Source organism: Nostoc sp. LEGE 06077, assembly GCF_015207705.1.
In the GTDB taxonomy this organism is placed as follows: Bacteria; Cyanobacteriota; Cyanobacteriia; order Cyanobacteriales; family Nostocaceae; genus Nostoc_B.
In genome coordinates this window covers 228,544-247,106 of record NZ_JADEWI010000004.1, presented here as the reverse complement: position 1 = coordinate 247,106, position 18,563 = coordinate 228,544, and the positions used below count along the sequence as shown (strand labels likewise).

Genomic DNA, 18,563 nt, shown 5'->3' with positions numbered 1-18,563 from the left:
TTGCGAAGATAAAAAGAGTAATCGAGACTTAGCCAAAGTTCGAGTTGTCGGTGAGCATATTAATCGGAAACTAAAGATATTTAAAATCTTGTCTGACCGTTATCGCAATCGGAGAAAAAGATTTAGTTTGAGATTTAATCTCATCGCTGGTTTGTACAACTATGAGCTTCGTCTCCCTAAAACTGAATCTGCTTAACTGACTTTTGCAAGAGGTCTAGTGACGCAGGGTTTACTCATTATTTCGTAAACATAAACTCTTTGAGGATCTTTTCCATAAGCAACCACTTTGCCTGCAATATCACTCTCCGTCACAATGCCGTAAGCATCACCACTATGACGAGGTTCGACAATTAATTCTTGGAGTTGTTTGAGCCTTAATAATTTCACTGCTGCTGCTACAGTAGCGGAGCCGCGAATGGTAGCTACATCTTGAATCATGATTTGTTTGGCTCGCATAATTCCTGCTCCTTATTTATTGCAAGTAAGGGATTTTTTCTAAACTGCTGTACTTTTCCCAAACAGTGTTTGCTTAGTTGAAGCAATTACGAAAATTAGACACAGGTTTTACGCAGTACGAAACCTAAATCCTACTTAGTAGAATTATGAATTTTCAGTATAAGATTTCGAGATTTCCCTAATATATTGTTGAAGCGATCGCATCGTTTTGCCTAATTTTCAGTTGTATCAGGATTCAGGTAGAAATGTCTTTGATAACCCTGTAATCACTTGCTAATGGCGTTTAGGTTCACTAGCAACAATTTAGCTTACTTATATATTATCACTCTGATAAGTTTGTTTTATAAATAAGTGTGTATTCTCCTATAGATATTGGTTAAATAACACAAAAAATTATCAAATTGCATTAGAAAATACATTTGTTTTTTAAAGATTGTGTTTTTGAATTGGTTTGGTTTTAAAGACTAAAACTCTATGTATATTTGTTTGATTTGTCGCCTATACTTAACTTGTTTGAAATTAATGTTTATAGACATGATTATTGATGTATAAAACTTGCCAACAAGTAAATCATCCATTGGGTATGAATTTTGCTATTTCTGCCAAGCAAATATATCCCCCCAACGGAGTATTTTTATTAGCAACCATTTACTCAACTAATTTTGTATAAATTATATCTGCTAAATTTATAAAGAAATTCTAAAAAACCTCTATAGGTTTCCAAAAAGTTGGTATTGTTTCAAACAAGCATCAATCCATAGGAAATTAAAACATGGAAATTAGCGCTCGTAATGCGATAAAAACTACCGTTAAAAAAGTTGTCACTGGTTCAGTTAATACCGAAGTAACTTTAGAACTAGCACCTGGAGTAGAGTTAGTCTCTATCATTACCAAATCCTCAGCCGATAGGCTAGGACTGGCAGAAGGTAAACAAGCTTACGCTGTTATTAAAGCATCAGATGTGATTGTTGCTATTGATTAATAAATAGGTTTTTTATTGATTGTGATCATATCCCCGGCTTATTTAAAAGTCGGGGATATTTAGTTAGATATATAATTAGTGTTCAACAATCCGAACATAAATATTTCGGGCAATTTGTTGGTTGATACTGATAGTATGACTATCAACTTTAATTACTAATGCAGGAAATTTTTGTTCTAATGTAATACAAATACCGATTGTGATGCCAATTGAAGTAATTTCTTCCAGTATTTTCTTATCCTGAGTTTGATAAAAAGTTACTATACCTTGTTCACCTGGATTGAGTAATTCTAAAGAGCAGCCAGTTACGCGAAAAGGGGTAAACATTAAAAGTATGAATTGTGAATGGTGAAGGATGAAAAATAAAGATAATAATCTTCATCTTTCATCCTTTGATTAATGACTAACAATAGCCCTAGCCCTGGCGATTAGAAATCGTGTCTGTGTAGCTGTAATTTCTAGTCACTTGGTGCAAGATATGAGTTAAACGAGGTAAGCTTCTTGATGTGTTTTGATTGTGCAGTTAGAACGAGGATAGGTAACGCACAATAAAGCAAATCCTTTGGATACTTGTTCGTCATCCAAGAAGTTTTGATCAGATTGATCAACTTCACCTTCAGTAACTTTGCCTACACAGCTAGAGCAAGAACCTGCATGGCAAGAGAAAGGTAAATCAATACCGTTTTCTTCTGCTGCATCCAAAATTGTAGTTTCTTCATCCACTTCAATTGTGGTGTCGAGGTCTTCCTTTTTGTTGATTAATCTTACTTGGTAGGTAGCCATTTTCCGATTCTCCTCAATTTTACGGTTCGGTTAGTTCTCGAAGTGTGTCAGTCTCCTCTTCGAGAAAATATGAATAGGAAGACACTGCATTTGATGAGTTTGATAGCAGAAGGCAGGAGGCAGAAGGCAGGAGCTAGAAGTATTATTATTCCTAGTATTCAAGCTTTCCAAATGTTCTAACCTATTTGACTACCGCTATCGCTAGTGTCTCTGACATCTGGTGCGGAGTACGTTTACGGGAAGCCTCGGTTCAACTTGATGCTAAAAAAAAGACTCTTTTAGCTGCAAGGGACACCACTCGGCGTACCATCTCCGGCTTGGAAAGATTTGCCACAACTACAGGTACTAGTTGCATTGGGGTTGGTAAATTTGAAACCGCTTTCTACCATCCCTTCGACAAAATCAATCACAATTCCTTCTAATAAAGGCGCACTTTTGGCATCAATGTAAACCAACACACTACCTTGCTGGATTACCAAATCATCTGCTTGGGGTTGGCTAGTGACATCCATGCCATATTCATAGCCATTGCAACCACCACCTTTGACAGAGATGCGGATACCTTTAGTTGCACTATTTTCATCGGAACTAGAGCCTCGCAGGAATGCCCGCAAACGAAATTCTGCTTTTTCTGTTAAAGTAACAGTCATCCAATCTCCTAATCTGTAGCGATTGATTGTTCTGATTGAGAATTTGAGATTTTTCTAACTTAGTCCAGAGTCAATAGTCAAAAAATAACTATTGACCTTTGTTATTAAGTTGTAAAATTACTGGTCGTTTCCATTGATGGAGATTGTGAGTATCTCCAAGGCGCACTATTGCCGCATACTGGACAAGAGCGATCGCGGTATGAACGACGCTTGGCAAACTCCATCCGGTTTAAGTCTATTGTCAGTAATTGCGACAATAAAGGCTGACTAAACCCAGTAATCAGCTTGACTGCTTCCAACGCCGTCAAGCAAGCCAATGTCCCAGAAACAGCACCTAGCACCGAGAAACCACGTCGATCCCAATCAGGCTTTTCGGGAAACAGACAAGATAAACAAGGCGTGACACCAGGAATAATTGTTGTCAGGTAAGCTTCCATCCCGTCCATTGCAGCTTCTACCATTGGTTTGCGCCAACGCACACAAGCTGCATTCAACAAATCGCGTTCTGTAAAATTGTGAGCGCAGTCCAGCGCCATATCTGCGGACTGTACCAAAGAATCTACATTCTCTGCGGTAACGTAATCATGAATCGTTTCGATTTCGATATCAGGATTGATGGCTTGCAAGGTTTCTTTCGCTTTCAATACCCTTGGCTTACCTACCCAATCATCCGTCATGAGAATCTGACGATTCATATCATCTAGTCGCAAGTCACCACCCCGGACTAGAATTAGCCGTCCAACGCCTGCTACTGCTAAATAAAGCGCCGCCGTACCACCTAATCCCCCCACACCTGTAACCAAAACCGTCGCTGACTTCAGGCGCTTTTGAGCCGCTTCGCCAAAATTAGGGAGCATCATTTGGCGACTATAACGTTCTAACTCGGTAGGAGTTAGGTTAACCACTATTTACCTCCTAATCAGACGAGAGTTCTGTCAGCGTAATTACATTTTTGGGCTTGTCTTTAAAGACCTTGAACACCTTTTGTTCTTGGGGTGTTGATTCGAGAAATACTTGATATGCTTTTTGCAAAGCCAAGCAATATTGATTCAGCTTTTCTTCTGCACTTAAATCAGCAGAATTATCATCAATTTCTTGGATATATTGCGAGAATTTTTTCAATATATGGAGACGATTTACATTGACAATTTTTTGGTCATAATCTAACTCAAAAAATTGAAAATATGCTTCGGCATCACTTATTTTTTTGAATTCATCAATAGTTTTACTCATTTTGCGCTCTCCAATGCTGTTAGCTGCTGTTTCAACTCATCAAGTTGACGATATATTTCATAAGTTGCCGCCGCAACATCCATAAGTGTTTTGTAATCTGTTGGCAATCCCTCTGCTAAATCATGCAGATCCATTTTCATTTGACCTGCTTTGCTATTGAGGCGTTTAATTTGAGTTTTCAATTCCTCGATGGTCATTGGTCATTTGTCCTTTGTCCTTTGTAAATAAACATGAGTTTGATAAACCTCTCCCCAACCCCTCTGCCTTGAAAAGTTTTGCGCCGGGAAACCCTGACGCGCAACGCCAGTTGCTTTATGCCGGGGAACCCGTCCAACGCACCGGCTCAACTTTTCGCTCCGACGCGGAGAGGGGCAGAAATATCCTGCATTTTCAAAGCCTCTCTCCCTGTGGGGGAGAGGTTTGGAGAGGGGTTTGACTATTGACTAAAATTTAAAGCTTACCTACTTCGGGGAAGCGATTAACTAAATCTAAGCCTTTTTGGACAAAAGTTTCGCCTTCTTCTGCTAACTTTTCTAGAGATTCAAAACCGAAACGATGAGCATCTCTGAGAGTTTTTACTGTTAGCAAAAGCCGACCAGAAAATACTAAAGCCCAGCCGAAGCCCTCATGATTGATATTAATTACAACCTGAGAGATGAGATTGGTTTCTTGTTCAATTCTGGCAGCAACAGCACGGTAAAACACTAAAATCCGGGCTTGTGTTGCGGCATCAACTTCACCCTCAATGGGAATTTCGCGTTTCTTTTTTTTGGGAACTACGAAAGCTTTGAGGATTAATTCATCTGACCAATTACGGTAAAATCCGTAACTATCTTGTCCGCGAATTTGGAGAACTAAAGCCTTAATGAAGGGAGAGTTTAAGGCTGCAATACTGGTGGTTCCGTTAACAGTATTATCTGCGGTCATACAGTTGCTTCGTTTTCAATGTCATCTGTAAAGGTTTTGGTTTTTGGTTGTAGAGCTTTCCGCAACCAAGGTGGAGGATTACCTTTAAGAGTTTGGACTAATTTAGTCAGTAACTCTTCAATTTTTTCTTCTTCGGTGCGGGCTTTAACTGGGGTAACGCCTTTCTTGATTAACTTAGCAGCAGCAGTACCACCAATTGCTGTTACATAAACAATTGCACAATCAACCAATGCATCAAGTTTGGGTGTGATTTTATCTTCGTTACCATCTTCTTTTAACTCACCCTCAAAGTTGAGAGTTTGTAAAAATTGATATCCTTCTGCATCGATTTCATAGACATCAATTTCTCTCGCCCAGCCAAAGTGAGCATTAACGTGAATGTGGTCACTGGTTGTAAAGGCAATTTTCATTCTTTTCTCCTACTTGTGTAGGGAGTAGGGAGTATTGTATTTATGCTCCCAGTTCCCCAATTACTAATCATTGAAAAAGTGTTTAACTCGCTCTTCTTCAGCTTCTAAAAAGAGGTTGCCGATGCCAAACAAAAGCTCCATCGTGCCGCGATAACCAACTTTTGTGAATAGACCATTACCTAAACGGTCGTAGATGGGTAAGCCTAAACGATAAAGAGGAATCGACAGACGTTTAGCGATCGTTCCCAGGTTAGAATTACCAATCAATAGGTCAGAACCTACTGCTAGTTCTTCAAAGTCTTCTAAATCGCCGATGGTGACACTCTTGATGGGGAGTTTTTCGAGTAAAGGCGATCGCGTTGTGGTGACGGCGGCGTGAATTTGGCTTCCCATCGATTGCAAGAACCGCACTGTCGCCCACAACAAATCAGGCTCTAATGCTAGAGATACCCGTTTTGCACCAAAATAAAAGTGCGTATCAAGCATTGCATCTTGCAATTGGCGACGTTGGCGGCGGTATTTTTCGGGGACTGGGTTACTGCTGAGAATTGATAACGCTTGCAAAAACTCATCTACTGGTTCCAAGCCAGTCAGTTCACCAAAAACTTCGTAGGGAATGTTAAACCGTTCATCGAGAATTTTGGCAGCACCCCGCATACTTTCACCCAAAGCAATGGTGAAGGCAGAACAACCCACTTGACGCAGTTGTTTGACTGTTGTACCGCTACCAGTGACAGCACTATAGTTATCTTCTAAGTGACCATCCAAAGAAGCGCCAAGGTCAGGTACAAAGATAGGTTCTAATCCAAAAGCGGTGACAATCTCTTTGATTTCTTGTAAATCGCCGGGGGTAAAGGCCGAACCAGCCAAAATCGTCACTTGTTCGCTTCTGATCCCGCCTGCTTGGGGAATTTCTTTAACGATGCTTTCCACAGCAGTAGCAAAACCATCTTGCAATGCACCTTTAAAATCTGGTGTTGGTGCAAAGATAACGGGGATGTGGTCTAATTCGCGATGGCGATCGCGGATATCCTTCAAGAAGCGTTCAATATCATCGCCTCTGGTTTCGGTTAATCCTGTGGTACACAGACCGATAATTTCTGGCTTGGCCTTTTCTACCAACGTCAGAAGCGCTTGTTCTACATTATCTTCGCCACCCAAAATCGTAGTTACTTCCGTCATAGCTGTAGTGGCTAAGGGAATCGCCTCCCGAAAATGCCGTACAAGCACAACTTTGGCGAAGGCGGTACACCCTTGAGAACCGTGAAACAGAGGTATCATTCCCTTTAATCCCAAAAAGGCGAGGGATGCACCTAAAGCTTGGCTTTGCTTGAGGGGATTAACTGCAACTGATTTTTCGGGAACAGTAACGATCGCCATCTAAAATACCTCTTCTATTGACGCAGAGAACATATCTTCTGCTGACAAACTAAAATTATTTAAAGTCCCGGCTACTTCATCCCAAGGGGCGGGTCTGCGAATTTGCTCCCAGATGGGGCTGTAGAGGGCTTCGTATAATTCTCGCGCCATCTCTAACATTCCCGCATAGCCAGCATAAGGATGATGACGTTCTTGGTTGATGTCGAGGAAAGGAATCCGCGCTTTCAGGGCTGTGTATTGGTTCCGACCACCCGCAATCAACATATCAGCGTTGGTGTTCCGTACCAATTGCAACAATTCCTGAGCATTGCCTTTTTCCAGCATCATTCCTTCTGTACCAATTAAGCGTTTGATTTTCGCTTTATCTTCTTCTGTACTCTTGCGGGTGCTAGTAGCCACAACCTCTATCCCCAAGTCCTTAGCGGCGGAGATAATAGACCAACTTTTCACACCGCCAGTATACAGAACCACACGCTTACCCTTGAGTCGGGCGCGATAGGGAGCTAAGGCGATATCCAAAGCGGCTGTTTCTTCAGCAATTAGCTGTTCAGTCCGCGCTTGCAAATCAGGATCGCCCAACTTCGCCGCCACATTCCGCAAACAACGATTTATGTCATCAATCCCATAAAAAGACTCTTCAATGTAGGGAATCCCATATTGCTCCTCCATCTTTCTGGCCATATTGAGCAAAGCCCGCGAACAAATCATCACGTTCAACTTGGCACGGTGAGCGTAACGAATTTCTTCATAACGAGCATCACCCGTGATTTTGGATAGTACGCGGATGCCTAATTTTTCAAATAAAGGCAGGACTCCCCACATTTCCCCGGCGATGTTGTATTCGCCAATCAAGTTAATATCATAGGGGGTTGTAAATTCCGGTTCTGCTGTGCCGACAACATAATCTAATAAAGCTTCACCGCCAAAACGGTTGCCCAAGTTCTTACTCCCAATAAATCCGGGCGCAATTACAGGCACAACCGGAGTCCCAATTTTTTCCGCCGCCGCCTTACAAACAGCATTGATATCATCGCCAATCAAAGCCGTCACACAAGTAGCGTAGACAAACACAGCCTTGGGGTTGTAACGCTGATGAATTTCTAAAATTGCCTTGTAGAGTTTCTTTTCACCACCGAAAATCACATCATTTTCCGTCATATCGGTAGTGAAACCCATCTTGTAAAGCTGAGGCCCAGAAGATAGACTACCACGACTACCCCAAGAATTACCCGCGCAGGCGATCGGGCCGTGAACCAAATGCGCTGCATCAGTAATAGGTACTAAAGCAATCATCGCCCCATCAAAAGCACAGCCACCTTGCGCTGCCCCTGGTTGCGCTTGTTGTGTACAAGACTTATTCTTCTTTTCGCCCTTCTTCTGCTGATTATGTTCGCAACCTGATTCATTCAGCAGTTCGTTAACCTTCTTTTGGGTGTTCATCTCTCTTCCTCTGTTTTCTCCGTACGGCAGTGAGGGAGTCGGACAACCCGCTCAAAGCACTGCCTTGCCTCTATGGTTCGGCCAAAAATCAAGTATTTATGTCTTGCAAAAAAGCAGTTAACAATAATCATTTATCGATTCATTGATGACTGATTACTGTTAACTGTTAACTGATTACTGTCGTAAAACTTCCTGCAAAAATCTTCTCTATACCTGACACACATTGATGAGTGTGTATTAGTGGTTCATTTCTATAACATCGACTTTTACAAGAAACTTAAAAGTATTCTTCACTACGAAGGATAAGAATTTTTTACCTGATTTTGGGGTGAGACATTTATGTAATTAGACAAAATATTTCTAAATTTAGCCCCAAACCCCTATCATCAGGTGAGATTTAATCAGTAATGAGTAATTTTGAGCCGCTAATAATTAGCAAATATACCTTGTCACATCCTCACCACATTCATCAGCGAGGTAAGACAAAGCCCGAAAACGTAAACCAACAAACTCATCATAGAGAGGATTGAGCTTGCATAAAGGTGGAATATGGAAACTCCGCCCAAATAAACTAATATTTCGCTCAAAAGGGCAACAGCAAGGAATTACCTGGCATATTACATGAGCGAGGCGATTATTTTTAACTTGAATTCCGTCCACCAAACGACGTAATGGATTAAGTACAGGAGACTTTTTATAGTTAGGTGGATGGTAATTAACGTGGGAATGAGTGTGATTGATGCTGTCCATAATAGAGATGCTGAATCAAGAGATAGGTAGGTTGAAAAGTAAAAGGTAAAAAGTCAAAAGGCAAAAGAGTAAGTGTTTTACCTCTTGCCCTTCGGGTTCGGCAGTTGCTTCAAGTCGGGAAACCCGCCCAACGCACTGCCTCACCTTTTACCTTTTGACTTACTTAGCTGTTTTTAACAAACAAGCTATGGTGCGATCGCCATTTCTAGCGAATCAAGTCGAAGGAGATATCGGTCTTACCAGTGATGTTGGTGCTGCGATCCATTTCATCCAACAGAGTGTTAACAACCCAGTTGAGGATGTTTAGACCACCTTGGTAGCCGAGGGTAGCATAACGGTGTAAGTGGTGGCGATCGAAGAGAGGATAACCAATCCGCACCATTGGGATTTTGGTATCGCGCCACAAGTACTTACCGTAAGAGTTACCGATGAAGAAGTCTACGGGTTCTGTGAACAACAAGGAACGGAAGTGCCACAAGTCTTTTTGAATCCAAACTTTAGCTTCTTTACCGAATGGGCTAGCAGCTAAGATAGCTTCCATTTCTTTCTTGAAGACTTCATCACCGTTGTTGCAGAGGATGTGTACTGGTTCAGCACCCATTTCTAACAAGAAGCTGGTGATGGAGATGATCAAGTCGGGATCGCCGTAGATAGCGAATTTCTTACCATGAATCCAAGCGTAGGAATCGGTGATAGCATCAACTAAACGACCGCGATCGATTTCCAATTCTTCAGGAATCGCTTTACCAGTCAATTCAGAGATAGCTGTCAAGAATTCGTCAGTACCTTTAACACCGAAGGGACGCACAACTTTTGTTTCTTGCTTCCATTGAGTAGAGATATACTCACGGGTTTTAGGTGTGGTGTAAGCTTGGAGAGCTACTGTTGCTTTAGCGTTGATAGAATCAGCAGCATCTTCTAGCTTTGTACCACCTGGGTACATATCAAATTCACCAGTGTTGGGTGAATCAAAGTAGTCGCTGCTGTCAGACAGAATGGTGTAGTCAACACCCATGATGTTCAACATCCGCTTAACTTCGCGGTTGTTACCTACATAGGTATCAAAACCAGGGATGATGTTGATTTTGCCATTGCTGGTAGCTTTTTTCTTGCCTTCTGTCAAGTTCAACAGAATTCCCTTCATCATGTTGTCGTAACCAGTGATGTGGGAACCTACGAAACTTGGGGTGTGAGCAAAAGGTACTGGGAAATCTTGAGGAATAGAACCAGCATTCTTAGAGTTGGTGATGAACGCGCCTAAGTCATCACCGATAACTTCAGCCATACAGGTGGTGCAAACAGCAATCATCTTAGGCTTGTACAGTTGGTATGAAACTTGCATACCTTCAATCATGTTGTTCAAGCCACCGAATACTGCTGCGTCTTCTGTCATGGAAGAAGAAACTGCGGAGCAAGGCTCTTTATAGTGACGGCTGAGGTGGGTACGGAAGTAAGCCACACAACCTTGAGAACCTTGAACGAAGGGAAGAGTACCTTCAAAACCTAAAGCCGCGAACATTGCGCCTACAGGTTGACAACCTTTAGCGGGGTTAACGGTTAAAGCTTCACGAGCGAAGTTCTTTTCCCGATAGTCCCAAGATTTTGTCCATTCAGAAACTCTTTCAACTTCTTCAGGAGGATGTGCGCCTTCAAAGTTCTTTCTCTTGTTTTCAAATAGCTCGGTGTATTCTGGCTGTTTGAATAGATCAACGTGGTCAACAATTCTGTCTGGATTCTGAGGCATTTGTGTATCTCTCTACGCTTGCTTGTTGGTGTAGTAATTGAAGTGTTGGGAGAGCCTGGGGCGATCGCTCCTCCCCTTGGGAGTCACGAGTGATGAATCATGAATAATGAATAAAAGTCTTCATCCAGCATTCAGCATTCACCATTCTTCCCTAGGTTCCTGGGGCTAAAAACCCCAGGCTATCCGTTTTATTCTTGGGAATGAATTAAGCAGCAGCCTTAGCTTTAGTAGCAGCTTTCTTCCAAGGTGCGCCAATCAAGCTCCAAGTGGGGCTGTTGAGTGCTAAGTCCATATCACGAGCGAAGATAGCAAATCCGTCATAACCGTGATAAGGGCCGGAGTAATCCTTTTTGTGGTTTAATGGCTTTTAGCAGCGTAATGTTTACTTTAAACAGTGTTAGTTTTAAACATTGTTCGCTGATAACACATTAAATTTTAGGCTAAATATAGGCTAATACCACAGCGATGGAAAATCAGGGTGAAGACAAATATCAGCAAGCCTTTGCAGACTTAGAGCCGCTTTCATCTACCGACGGCAGTTTTCTCGGCTCAAGTCTGCAAGCACAGCAGCAAAGAGAACACATGAGAGCCAAAGTCTTACAAGAACTAGAAAAAGTAAATCTGCGTTTGAAGTCTGCAAAAACAAAAGTATCAATTCGTGAATCGAATGGAAGTCTGCAATTAAGGGCGACTTTACCAATTAAACCCGGAGACAAGGACAGCAACGGCACTGGTAGAAAGCAATACAATCTCAGTTTGAATATTCCCGCTAACTGGGATGGACTCAAGACGGCGGAAGAGGAAGCTTATGAATTAGGCAAACTAATCGCTCGTAAAACCTTTGAATGGAACGATAAATATTTAGGCAAAGAAGCCACAAAAAAAGATTCACAAACCATAGGCGATTTACTGGAAAAATTCGCAGAAGAGTATTTTAAAACCCACAAACGCACCACTAAAAGCGAACATACTTTCTTTTACTATTTTTCCCGCACTCAGCGATACACTAATCCCAAAGATTTAGCAACAGCAGAAAATCTCATCAATTCAATTGAACAAATCGATAAAGAATGGGCTAGATATAATGCTACCAGAGCCATATCAGCCTTTTGCCAGACATTCAATATAGAAATTGATTTGTCTAAATATGCCAAAATGCCCGATCGCAATTCTCGCAACATTCCCACAGACGCAGAAATATTATCAGGAATTACCAAGTTTGATGACTATTTAACTACAAGAGGAAATCAAGTTAATCAAGATGTAAAAGATAGCTGGCAACTGTGGCGATGGACGTATGGAATGTTAGCAGTTTTTGGTTTACGCCCCAGAGAAATTTTTATCAACCCTGATATTGATTGGTGGTTGAGCAAAGAAAATGCAGACTTAACATGGAAGGTAGATAAAGAATGTAAAACTGGGGAAAGACAAGCATTACCATTACATAAAGAATGGATTGATGAGTTTGATTTAAGAAATTCCAAATATTTAGAAATGCTGGCGACAGCAATTAGTAAAAAAGATAAAACTAATCACGCAGAAATAACAGCCTTAACACAAAGAATTAGTTGGTGGTTTCGCAAAATCGGCTTAGATTTCAAACCTTACGATTTACGTCACGCCTGGGCAATTAGAGCGCATATTTTAGGCATACCAATCAAAGCAGCAGCAGATAATTTAGGACATAGTATGCAAGTTCATACCCAGACATATCAGCGTTGGTTCTCGCTAGATATGCGGAAGCTGGCGATTAATCAAGCGTTGACTAAGAAGAATGAGATTGAAGTTATTAGGGAGGAGAATGCTAGGTTGAAGATGGAAAATGAAAGGTTGAAGTTGGAAATTGAGAAGTTAAAGATGGAGTTAGTTTATAAGCGTATTTGAATTGGCTTAAAAACTATTTTATTCCTTATCTCAAATGATAACCCTGGTCTTATACTAAATTTTCTATTTAAGTAATTGTACGTAAATAGCTGGGTCTGATTCTTGTTATTATGCTATTTACTTGAAATAACACTGTTTATGTTTACTAAAAAATCAATATATACTCCAGCTTATATATTAATCTCATCTCTGATGATATTACTTTATTTTACAGAGCCAAGCTTTGCATCTCAAAATCAAAATAGTACAAATAGTCTTTCTACCAAAGAAAGAATTGATACTATTATTTCTATTCTTGGTACTAGTTTTGCTCTTTTTACATTATGGAGAGGAATTGAGCAGTATAGGAAAGATAAAAAATGGAAAAAAGCTGAATTAGTTGCTAAAGAAATGAAAGAATTTAAATCTGATCCAGTTATTAAAAATGTAATGTTAATGCTTGATTGGAACCGCCGTAAAATCAATCTTTCCCAAGAAGTATCAATTTTCAATATTGATGTTGAACTATGCAAGGCTCTTCAAGCCAAGACATATATGAATGAACCAAAAGGGTTTACTCCTGCGGAAACTTTGCTCAGGGATCATTTTGATGTTTTTCTTGATTATCTAGAAAGATTTGAATCTTTTATTGAAACTGGACTGGTAAGTAAAGAAGATTTTTATCCTTATCTTAATTATTGGTTCAATATTATTGGAAATAAACAAAGTGAAAGAAAAAGTTTGGAATTTTATGAAATATTATGGCAGTATATTGATTTCTTTGGCTATATAAAAGTACAGAAATTAATGAGCCGATATGGATATTGTATAAAGCCTAATACTTAATATGGCATAGCTTGAGTCATCGCCTCAATAGATTCTGAAGTAAAAAGAAAGTATATTCACAGGCGATCGCTTGCTGATAATTACACATGATAAAGTGCGATTGCCTCAATAAATGCTTGATAATTACACATGGTAAGTGCGATCGCTTCAATATATGCTGTACGAAAAAGAAGTATGTTCACAGGCGATCGCTTCAATGCTGTATAGATTACCAATGGTTTCTTATCTTCAATCGTAACGTAATATAAACATATTTCATGTATGGTATATAACTGTATAAAATCATGAACACTTATAAAAAACAGTTTAGCGATTAACTCAATTCAATACAAGTGTACTACTATTTTAAATAGTTGATTATTTCCAATATTATGCGCTTCCCTAATGCTCTCGAAGGTGATTATCCACCAAAGGAATATAGAGTTGATCCTCATAACTTTATTGAAGATGATCTAGCAAAGTTGATTTTTCTAATCTCTAAAAATGCTAGTGAAACTGAAATCGATTTTTTTCTCAGACACAATCTCTCTTTATTATCTTTCACGTCGGCTTTCTTTCGTACTGGTCATCACGATAGTTGGATTATTAAACAACCCATAATAAAACCTTCAGGTTTTGTCAATGGAACCGGGAAAATTCCAGATTACCTGTTTGCTGGAGAGAATTCTGATGGAGTGACATGGTGGGTTGTTGATTTAAAGTCACCGGGAGATCGTCTTTACAAAGAAGATAAAAATGGTCGAATTGTTGAAACCGCTCAACTAGCAAGTGGTCTTAGTCAGATTAAAGATTACATTGGCTTCTGTACAAAATATCAAGGACATATTAGAGATGTACTAGGAGTCACATCATTTACCTCTCCTTTTGGTGTGCTGATTATTGGACGAGAATCTGAACTCAAGCAAGATTTAAGAAAGCAAGCTTATAAGGCACAATTTAATAATTCTACACAAAACATTCAGATACGAACTTTTGATTCTTTTCTGCGCCAAGTTGAATTCTATTCAAGAAGTTCATATAAGCTCCCATTTCTAGCGAAGATTTATAAGTCGTTCTTCATTAGGGATGAATTATCACCTTGGGATAGGTGGTGTAAGTATTCACCATCAGAAGATTAATCATAAGAGATTTAATCCGAATATTAGTGGTTGTATTCGGATTATTTCGATGAATATTGGATGATATTTTATAATAGTAAAAAAATATAATGACTGCACAAGAACGACAAGCTTTAACTAGATTATTAATAGCCTTTAAAAGACGACTTGGTTCACAAATTTGTCTTTTTCAAGAAATAGTATTTGAATATGCTACAGCAGATGCGATCGCTGAAGATGATTTTTCCCAAGAGATAGTTGTGCATGATTACGTTTTCTACTGTTTTACAAAGGCTTGTAAATCATTGATGGCTGTCTCATTACTACTGGATAATAGACTGCCAGAAGATGCCATGATTCTTTTACGTAGCGTTTATGAAAGCTATTTACACATTGTATATGTGCTTCAAAATCCCGACCATATAGACGACTTTGTACAAAAAAAGATTGGTATTTATACAGGTCGATTTAAACATCCTGTTTCTAAAAAAGGAAATAAGATGTGTAACCAAGTCATCGATTCTGAAACTGGAGAGATATCAACCTATGGCATAGGTATCTCAACTTTAGTACATGGAAGTAAGTATCAGTTTGATAAAGAGGTACATACTGTTATGTTTCCATTTCTGAGTGAGCATACTCATCCCAATATGATTGCCTCTGGAAACTATCGTGAAGATGATATTTATTACTCATACTGGCAAGCCTCAAATACTTTACAATCTGCATTCTATGCGGTTTATATAAGTACGCTGATTCTAAGTGAGGCATTAGTATTAGAAGAATTAGTGGAAGCAAAAGAAATCAAGTATCAGTGTCGGCAAAGTATAAAAGTGTGTGAGCGGTTTATTGCCTTAGTAGAGTGTCCAAATCCATTTGACTCATTCCCTAATAAGGTACAAAGTAGGCTTGCTGAACTAGTGAAACATTTAAGTAAGCGTAGGTATGCTTATTTAAAGCCTTATCCTAAAAGAAAAAAGTACATAATTAAGGAATTATACAGGCGATCGCTTTACTGTTGGGGATGAAGTTATGCGATCGCTTACACTAAGTCTGTATCTCCATAACTCAAAGACTGGTTTGGCTTTCCCATACTGAGCCACAACAACAAATTTCATCCCGTTTATTAATGACTAATCCCTCTCAACTTCCTCTGCTCAACTTAGATGCTGATTTGCCAAAAATTGTTAGAGAAAGAGCAGGAACTTTCACTGACAATATGAAATTACCAATCCATCGGTGGTTTCGTTATTCCGCTGGTTTCTCTGCGGCTTGGGTTGAACAATTAATTAAAGAGTTAAAACCTCAAACTATTCTTGATCCATTTGCAGGCTCCGGTACTGCTTGTATTGTTGCTGATCAGTTAGGTGTTAGTTCTTACGGTGTTGAAGCACATCCTTTTGTTTATCGACTTGCTAAAGGAAAGCTTTCATGGAATGTAGATAGCCATGATTTTGTGGCTGCAATAAATGAAATTAAGGATTTTGCAGCTAATTTAACACTAAAATTCCCTGAAAATATTCCCGCTTTATTAAGCAAGTGTTACACGGAAGAAACGCTAATAAATCTCTTAAAAATAAAGCAAGCATATCTAGAAAATGCGCCAAAGTTATCTGAAGATTTGCAATTTCTAATTTTTTTGGCAGTTTGCGCTATTTTACGGTCATCAAGTTATGTAGGTACGGCACAATGGCAATATATTCTCCCAAATAAACGGAAAGTCAAAATTTGTGAACCTTTTGATGCACTAGATAAGCAAGTTTCTCTCATGCAAGAAGATATGCTTTATATGCAGTCTTTTAAAAGAGTCAGCAGAGCTAACCTAATTCAAGGAGATGCGAGAAATTTAGCAGGTATTCCAGATAAATCAATTGATTTAGTTATAACATCTCCACCCTATGCAAATAATTATGATTACGCAGATGCAACACGTCTGGAAATGACTTTTTGGGGTGAAGTTAATTCTTGGGGAGATTTGCATGAAACAGTCCGTAAGTTCTTGATTCGCTCAAGTTCACAACACGTTTCTAAGGAAAAACTTAGCTTAGATTCTTTGATAGCTGAATCTATTATCGAACCAATCAAAGATGAACTAATTCCTACTTGTAAAGAGTTAGAAGCAGTTCGAGGGACTAAGGGCGGCAATAAAGCATATCATACAATGATTGCTGCTTATTTTGCGGATATGGCAAAAGTCTTTCAATCTCTGCATCGAGTTGCAAATTCTGATTGCAGAATGTGCCTTGTGGTAGGAGATTCAGCCCCTTATGGTGTATATGTTCCTGTAGAGAAGTGGTTAGGAGAATTAGCGATCGCAGCAGGTTTTGATGATTGGTCTTTTGAACAAATTAGACAACGAAATGTCAAGTGGAAAAATCGAAAACATGATGTTCCACTCCACGAAGGAAGACTTTGGATAGAAAGCAAGATTATGGCACAATCACCATCACATAAATTTGGTCAAGCACTAGGGAAACTTCTAGAAGATATTGTTTTAGACGATATTCTCAAACCCCGACTACAGCAGTTTGCTCAAACCAAAAATTATTATCTCGATTCACAAAAAGCGCGTCCAGCCAGAACTGGAAAAAAAGTTACTTGGAAAGATAAATATGGTAACAAACACGATTTAGATTTTGTCATTGAAGTTGATGGTACAGATGATAAAATTGGTAGACCAGTTGCATTTATTGAGTCTGCATGGCGGAGATATACAAAACACTCCAAAAATAAAGCTCAAGAAATACAAGGGGCTATCTTACCGATTATTGAGCTTCATCATTTGTCTGCCCCATTCTATGGAGTAGTATTAGCAGGAGACTTTACCAAACCAGCACTAGAACAACTAAAAAATAATGGCTTTGCAGTTATTTATATTCCTTACAAAGATGTAGTTTCAGCATTTAAAACAATTGATTTCGATGTTGCTTTTGATGAAGACACTCCTCATGAACTTTATACAACAGCATCAAAGAGATTAGCGAGTCTTAGTAGCTCAGATAAAGAAAACCTGAGACAAGCTTTAATGCAAGTTTCTCAAAAAGAAGTAGACATTTTTATGGCAACGCTGAGAAACAGTCTTGAGCGTTACGTTACTAAAATAGTTATCATGCCACTTTTTGCAGTGAGATATGAGTTTGAGAGTATTGATAACGCACTTATGGAGTTAAATACACTTAATATTGATAACCCCAATGGTAACTTTGAGAGATTTGAAGTTATTGTTGATTACAATAATAATGATACGATTCGAGCAACATTTCAGGATAAAACTGTGCTTGCCGATTTTTTAAGAAAGTTGGAAAGTTAAATTGAAACTTGAGACAGTTTCTCATGACAATTTTGATTCAGGCGATCGTACTAAAATACTACATTTACACACATGAATTAACTATTGTTAACCATCCACACTAAAATTCCGAGAATTTCGTCCACGGGAGGAAGAGGATAATCCATTAAGTCAATAGTCACCACATTCTCTTCCAGCTTCAAAAATCGCCATTGTGTACCATTACTAATCGAGCCATAAATAACTGAAATCGGATGATTTTTTGCCGCATTGAATCTTTGTGCTGCAAGCATCTCTGCAATACATTGTCCAAATCCAGTTCTTAAATCTGCTTTTTTTGCTTCTAGAATTACAACTACAGGGGCTTCAATTTCTAGCACTTCCGGCGATTTACTTAACAGAAAATCACACATTCCATTAAGCCCAACTGATTCATCAACTGTAAAATCTTCTCCAGAAAATAAGCCAATTTGTCGATTTAATATGCGTCTAACTTCCAATAATACTGGGTAAATAATACCCTCAGAACGCGCTTTTTCACTAGCAGAAGCAGCAAGTGTTAGACTTTCTTCAAGATATGCAGTTAGTGTATGAGAAGCTTCTATTGGTTCAGTTGGTGGAATAAATCTTCCACCTTCCTGGGTTTTTAATCCGAAAGCTTCTTTAACTTTACTGATAGTTGTAAACTGGCTATAAGGCATAATTACTAATTT

Annotated in this window: 20 protein-coding genes and 3 pseudogenes; 7 read left to right on the top strand and 16 right to left on the bottom strand. The window is 39.2% G+C overall.

The genetic code is table 11. The features are described from left to right. Positions 1 to 196 (top strand): annotated as a pseudogene (locus IQ244_RS04855) (IS5/IS1182 family transposase); the annotation flags it as partial. Between the two features lie 23 nt (positions 197 to 219). Here the strand turns inward: IQ244_RS04855 and IQ244_RS04850 are convergent. Next, positions 220 to 456, bottom strand: a pseudogene (locus IQ244_RS04850) (CBS domain-containing protein); the annotation flags it as partial. Between the two features lie 772 nt (positions 457 to 1,228). Here IQ244_RS04850 and IQ244_RS04845 point away from each other — a divergent pair. Further along, complete coding sequence (locus tag IQ244_RS04845; protein WP_096576524.1) at positions 1,229 to 1,438, top strand: TOBE domain-containing protein; 210 nt, start codon at positions 1,229 to 1,231, stop codon at positions 1,436 to 1,438. Between the two features lie 75 nt (positions 1,439 to 1,513). Here IQ244_RS04845 and IQ244_RS04840 read toward each other — a convergent pair whose 3' ends face one another. The 13 genes and pseudogenes from IQ244_RS04840 to IQ244_RS33340 form a co-directional block, all read right to left on the bottom strand. Then, positions 1,514 to 1,765: a FeoA domain-containing protein gene (locus IQ244_RS04840; RefSeq protein WP_193890372.1), complete on the bottom strand. Its 252-nt coding sequence runs from the start codon at positions 1,763 to 1,765 to the stop codon at positions 1,514 to 1,516. Positions 1,766 to 1,921: 156 nt separating this feature from the next. Then, positions 1,922 to 2,221, bottom strand: a complete 300-nt coding sequence (locus IQ244_RS04835; protein ID WP_193890369.1) for a 2Fe-2S iron-sulfur cluster-binding protein — start codon at positions 2,219 to 2,221, stop codon at positions 1,922 to 1,924. Between the two features lie 278 nt (positions 2,222 to 2,499). Further along, positions 2,500 to 2,871, bottom strand: a complete 372-nt coding sequence (locus IQ244_RS04830; RefSeq protein ID WP_193890368.1) for a HesB/IscA family protein — start codon at positions 2,869 to 2,871, stop codon at positions 2,500 to 2,502. A 104-nt stretch (positions 2,872 to 2,975) separates the two neighbouring features. After that, positions 2,976 to 3,776 carry a HesA/MoeB/ThiF family protein gene (locus IQ244_RS04825; RefSeq protein ID WP_193890366.1) on the bottom strand — a complete coding sequence of 267 codons (801 nt, stop codon included), beginning with the start codon at positions 3,774 to 3,776 and terminating at the stop codon, positions 2,976 to 2,978. Positions 3,777 to 3,786: 10 nt separating this feature from the next. Then, entirely contained in the window at positions 3,787 to 4,104 is a 318-nt protein-coding gene (gene nifW, locus IQ244_RS04820) for a nitrogenase-stabilizing/protective protein NifW (RefSeq protein WP_193890364.1), read from the bottom strand. Next, positions 4,101 to 4,301: a CCE_0567 family metalloprotein gene (locus IQ244_RS04815; RefSeq protein WP_193890362.1), complete on the bottom strand. Its 201-nt coding sequence runs from the start codon at positions 4,299 to 4,301 to the stop codon at positions 4,101 to 4,103. The genes nifW and IQ244_RS04815 overlap by 4 nt, the downstream gene beginning before the upstream one ends. Positions 4,302 to 4,554: 253 nt before the next feature. Further along, on the bottom strand, positions 4,555 to 5,031 hold the full coding sequence (locus IQ244_RS04810; protein ID WP_193890360.1) for a NifX-associated nitrogen fixation protein: 477 nt from the start codon (positions 5,029 to 5,031) through the stop codon (positions 4,555 to 4,557). Next, on the bottom strand, positions 5,028 to 5,441 hold the full coding sequence (gene nifX, locus IQ244_RS04805; RefSeq protein ID WP_096576510.1) for a nitrogen fixation protein NifX: 414 nt from the start codon (positions 5,439 to 5,441) through the stop codon (positions 5,028 to 5,030). Before nifX ends, IQ244_RS04810 begins: the two co-directional genes overlap by 4 nt. Before the next feature lie 63 nt (positions 5,442 to 5,504). Continuing rightward, on the bottom strand, positions 5,505 to 6,821 hold the full coding sequence (gene nifN / locus IQ244_RS04800) for a nitrogenase iron-molybdenum cofactor biosynthesis protein NifN (protein ID WP_193890358.1): 1,317 nt from the start codon (positions 6,819 to 6,821) through the stop codon (positions 5,505 to 5,507). After that, the gene (gene nifE, locus IQ244_RS04795; RefSeq protein WP_193890356.1) at positions 6,822 to 8,261 is read right to left on the bottom strand and encodes a nitrogenase iron-molybdenum cofactor biosynthesis protein NifE; all 1,440 of its coding nucleotides are present in this window, start codon (positions 8,259 to 8,261) and stop codon (positions 6,822 to 6,824) included. 432 nt (positions 8,262 to 8,693) lie between these two features. After that, positions 8,694 to 9,011, bottom strand: coding sequence for a Mo-dependent nitrogenase C-terminal domain-containing protein (locus tag IQ244_RS04790; RefSeq protein ID WP_193890354.1), 318 nt, complete (start codon positions 9,009 to 9,011; stop codon positions 8,694 to 8,696). 205 nt (positions 9,012 to 9,216) lie between these two features. Further along, complete coding sequence (nifK, locus tag IQ244_RS04785) at positions 9,217 to 10,755, bottom strand: nitrogenase molybdenum-iron protein subunit beta (protein ID WP_193890352.1); 1,539 nt, start codon at positions 10,753 to 10,755, stop codon at positions 9,217 to 9,219. Positions 10,756 to 10,960: 205 nt separating this feature from the next. Beyond that, positions 10,961 to 11,110: pseudogene (locus IQ244_RS33340) on the bottom strand (nitrogenase molybdenum-iron protein subunit alpha); the annotation flags it as partial. 110 nt (positions 11,111 to 11,220) lie between these two features. Between IQ244_RS33340 and IQ244_RS04780 the strand changes: the two are divergent. Both IQ244_RS04780 and IQ244_RS04775 read left to right on the top strand, forming a co-directional pair. Continuing rightward, positions 11,221 to 12,639, top strand: a complete 1,419-nt coding sequence (locus IQ244_RS04780) for a site-specific integrase (RefSeq protein WP_193890350.1) — start codon at positions 11,221 to 11,223, stop codon at positions 12,637 to 12,639. Between the two features lie 138 nt (positions 12,640 to 12,777). Further along, positions 12,778 to 13,464: a hypothetical protein gene (locus IQ244_RS04775; protein ID WP_193890348.1), complete on the top strand. Its 687-nt coding sequence runs from the start codon at positions 12,778 to 12,780 to the stop codon at positions 13,462 to 13,464. 80 nt (positions 13,465 to 13,544) lie between these two features. On the opposite strand, the gene IQ244_RS32945 is transcribed toward IQ244_RS04775, so the two are convergent. After that, on the bottom strand, positions 13,545 to 13,679 hold the full coding sequence (locus tag IQ244_RS32945) for a hypothetical protein (protein WP_265578903.1): 135 nt from the start codon (positions 13,677 to 13,679) through the stop codon (positions 13,545 to 13,547). 156 nt (positions 13,680 to 13,835) lie between these two features. Here IQ244_RS32945 and IQ244_RS04770 point away from each other — a divergent pair, with 156 nt between their 5' ends. The 3 genes from IQ244_RS04770 (at position 13,836) to IQ244_RS04760 (ending at position 17,871) form a co-directional block, all read left to right on the top strand. Beyond that, entirely contained in the window at positions 13,836 to 14,582 is a 747-nt protein-coding gene (locus IQ244_RS04770) for a Shedu anti-phage system protein SduA domain-containing protein (protein WP_193890346.1), read from the top strand. 89 nt (positions 14,583 to 14,671) lie between these two features. Continuing rightward, positions 14,672 to 15,589 (top strand): DUF5677 domain-containing protein, encoded by a 918-nt coding sequence (locus tag IQ244_RS04765; protein ID WP_193890344.1) that lies wholly within the window; start codon positions 14,672 to 14,674, stop codon positions 15,587 to 15,589. Positions 15,590 to 15,690: 101 nt separating this feature from the next. Further along, complete coding sequence (locus IQ244_RS04760; RefSeq protein ID WP_193890342.1) at positions 15,691 to 17,871, top strand: DNA methyltransferase; 2,181 nt, start codon at positions 15,691 to 15,693, stop codon at positions 17,869 to 17,871. 77 nt (positions 17,872 to 17,948) lie between these two features. Here IQ244_RS04760 and IQ244_RS04755 read toward each other — a convergent pair whose 3' ends face one another. Beyond that, entirely contained in the window at positions 17,949 to 18,551 is a 603-nt protein-coding gene (locus tag IQ244_RS04755; RefSeq protein WP_193890340.1) for a hypothetical protein, read from the bottom strand. Positions 18,552 to 18,563 lie beyond the last annotated feature (12 nt).

Bases quoted from the DNA above. Each gene is read 5' to 3' on its own strand.
- nifE (WP_193890356.1), bottom strand. From the start codon at position 8,261: ATGAACACCCAAAAGAAGGTTAACGAACTGCTGAATGAATCAGGTTGC.
- nifW (WP_193890364.1), bottom strand. From the start codon at position 4,104: ATGAGTAAAACTATTGATGAATTCAAAAAAATAAGTGATGCCGAAGCA.
- IQ244_RS04835 (WP_193890369.1), bottom strand. From the start codon at position 2,221: ATGGCTACCTACCAAGTAAGATTAATCAACAAAAAGGAAGACCTCGAC.
- IQ244_RS04770 (WP_193890346.1), top strand. From the start codon at position 13,836: ATGCGCTTCCCTAATGCTCTCGAAGGTGATTATCCACCAAAGGAATAT.
- IQ244_RS04815 (WP_193890362.1), bottom strand. From the start codon at position 4,301: ATGACCATCGAGGAATTGAAAACTCAAATTAAACGCCTCAATAGCAAA.
- nifX (WP_096576510.1), bottom strand. From the start codon at position 5,441: ATGAAAATTGCCTTTACAACCAGTGACCACATTCACGTTAATGCTCAC.
- IQ244_RS04760 (WP_193890342.1), top strand. From the start codon at position 15,691: ATGACTAATCCCTCTCAACTTCCTCTGCTCAACTTAGATGCTGATTTG.
- IQ244_RS04840 (WP_193890372.1), bottom strand. From the start codon at position 1,765: ATGTTTACCCCTTTTCGCGTAACTGGCTGCTCTTTAGAATTACTCAAT.
- IQ244_RS04755 (WP_193890340.1), bottom strand. From the start codon at position 18,551: ATGCCTTATAGCCAGTTTACAACTATCAGTAAAGTTAAAGAAGCTTTC.
- IQ244_RS04810 (WP_193890360.1), bottom strand. From the start codon at position 5,031: ATGACCGCAGATAATACTGTTAACGGAACCACCAGTATTGCAGCCTTA.
- IQ244_RS04775 (WP_193890348.1), top strand. From the start codon at position 12,778: ATGTTTACTAAAAAATCAATATATACTCCAGCTTATATATTAATCTCA.
- IQ244_RS04845 (WP_096576524.1), top strand. From the start codon at position 1,229: ATGGAAATTAGCGCTCGTAATGCGATAAAAACTACCGTTAAAAAAGTT.
- IQ244_RS04780 (WP_193890350.1), top strand. From the start codon at position 11,221: ATGGAAAATCAGGGTGAAGACAAATATCAGCAAGCCTTTGCAGACTTA.
- nifK (WP_193890352.1), bottom strand. From the start codon at position 10,755: ATGCCTCAGAATCCAGACAGAATTGTTGACCACGTTGATCTATTCAAA.
- IQ244_RS04765 (WP_193890344.1), top strand. From the start codon at position 14,672: ATGACTGCACAAGAACGACAAGCTTTAACTAGATTATTAATAGCCTTT.
- nifN (WP_193890358.1), bottom strand. From the start codon at position 6,821: ATGGCGATCGTTACTGTTCCCGAAAAATCAGTTGCAGTTAATCCCCTC.
- IQ244_RS04830 (WP_193890368.1), bottom strand. From the start codon at position 2,871: ATGACTGTTACTTTAACAGAAAAAGCAGAATTTCGTTTGCGGGCATTC.
- IQ244_RS04790 (WP_193890354.1), bottom strand. From the start codon at position 9,011: ATGGACAGCATCAATCACACTCATTCCCACGTTAATTACCATCCACCT.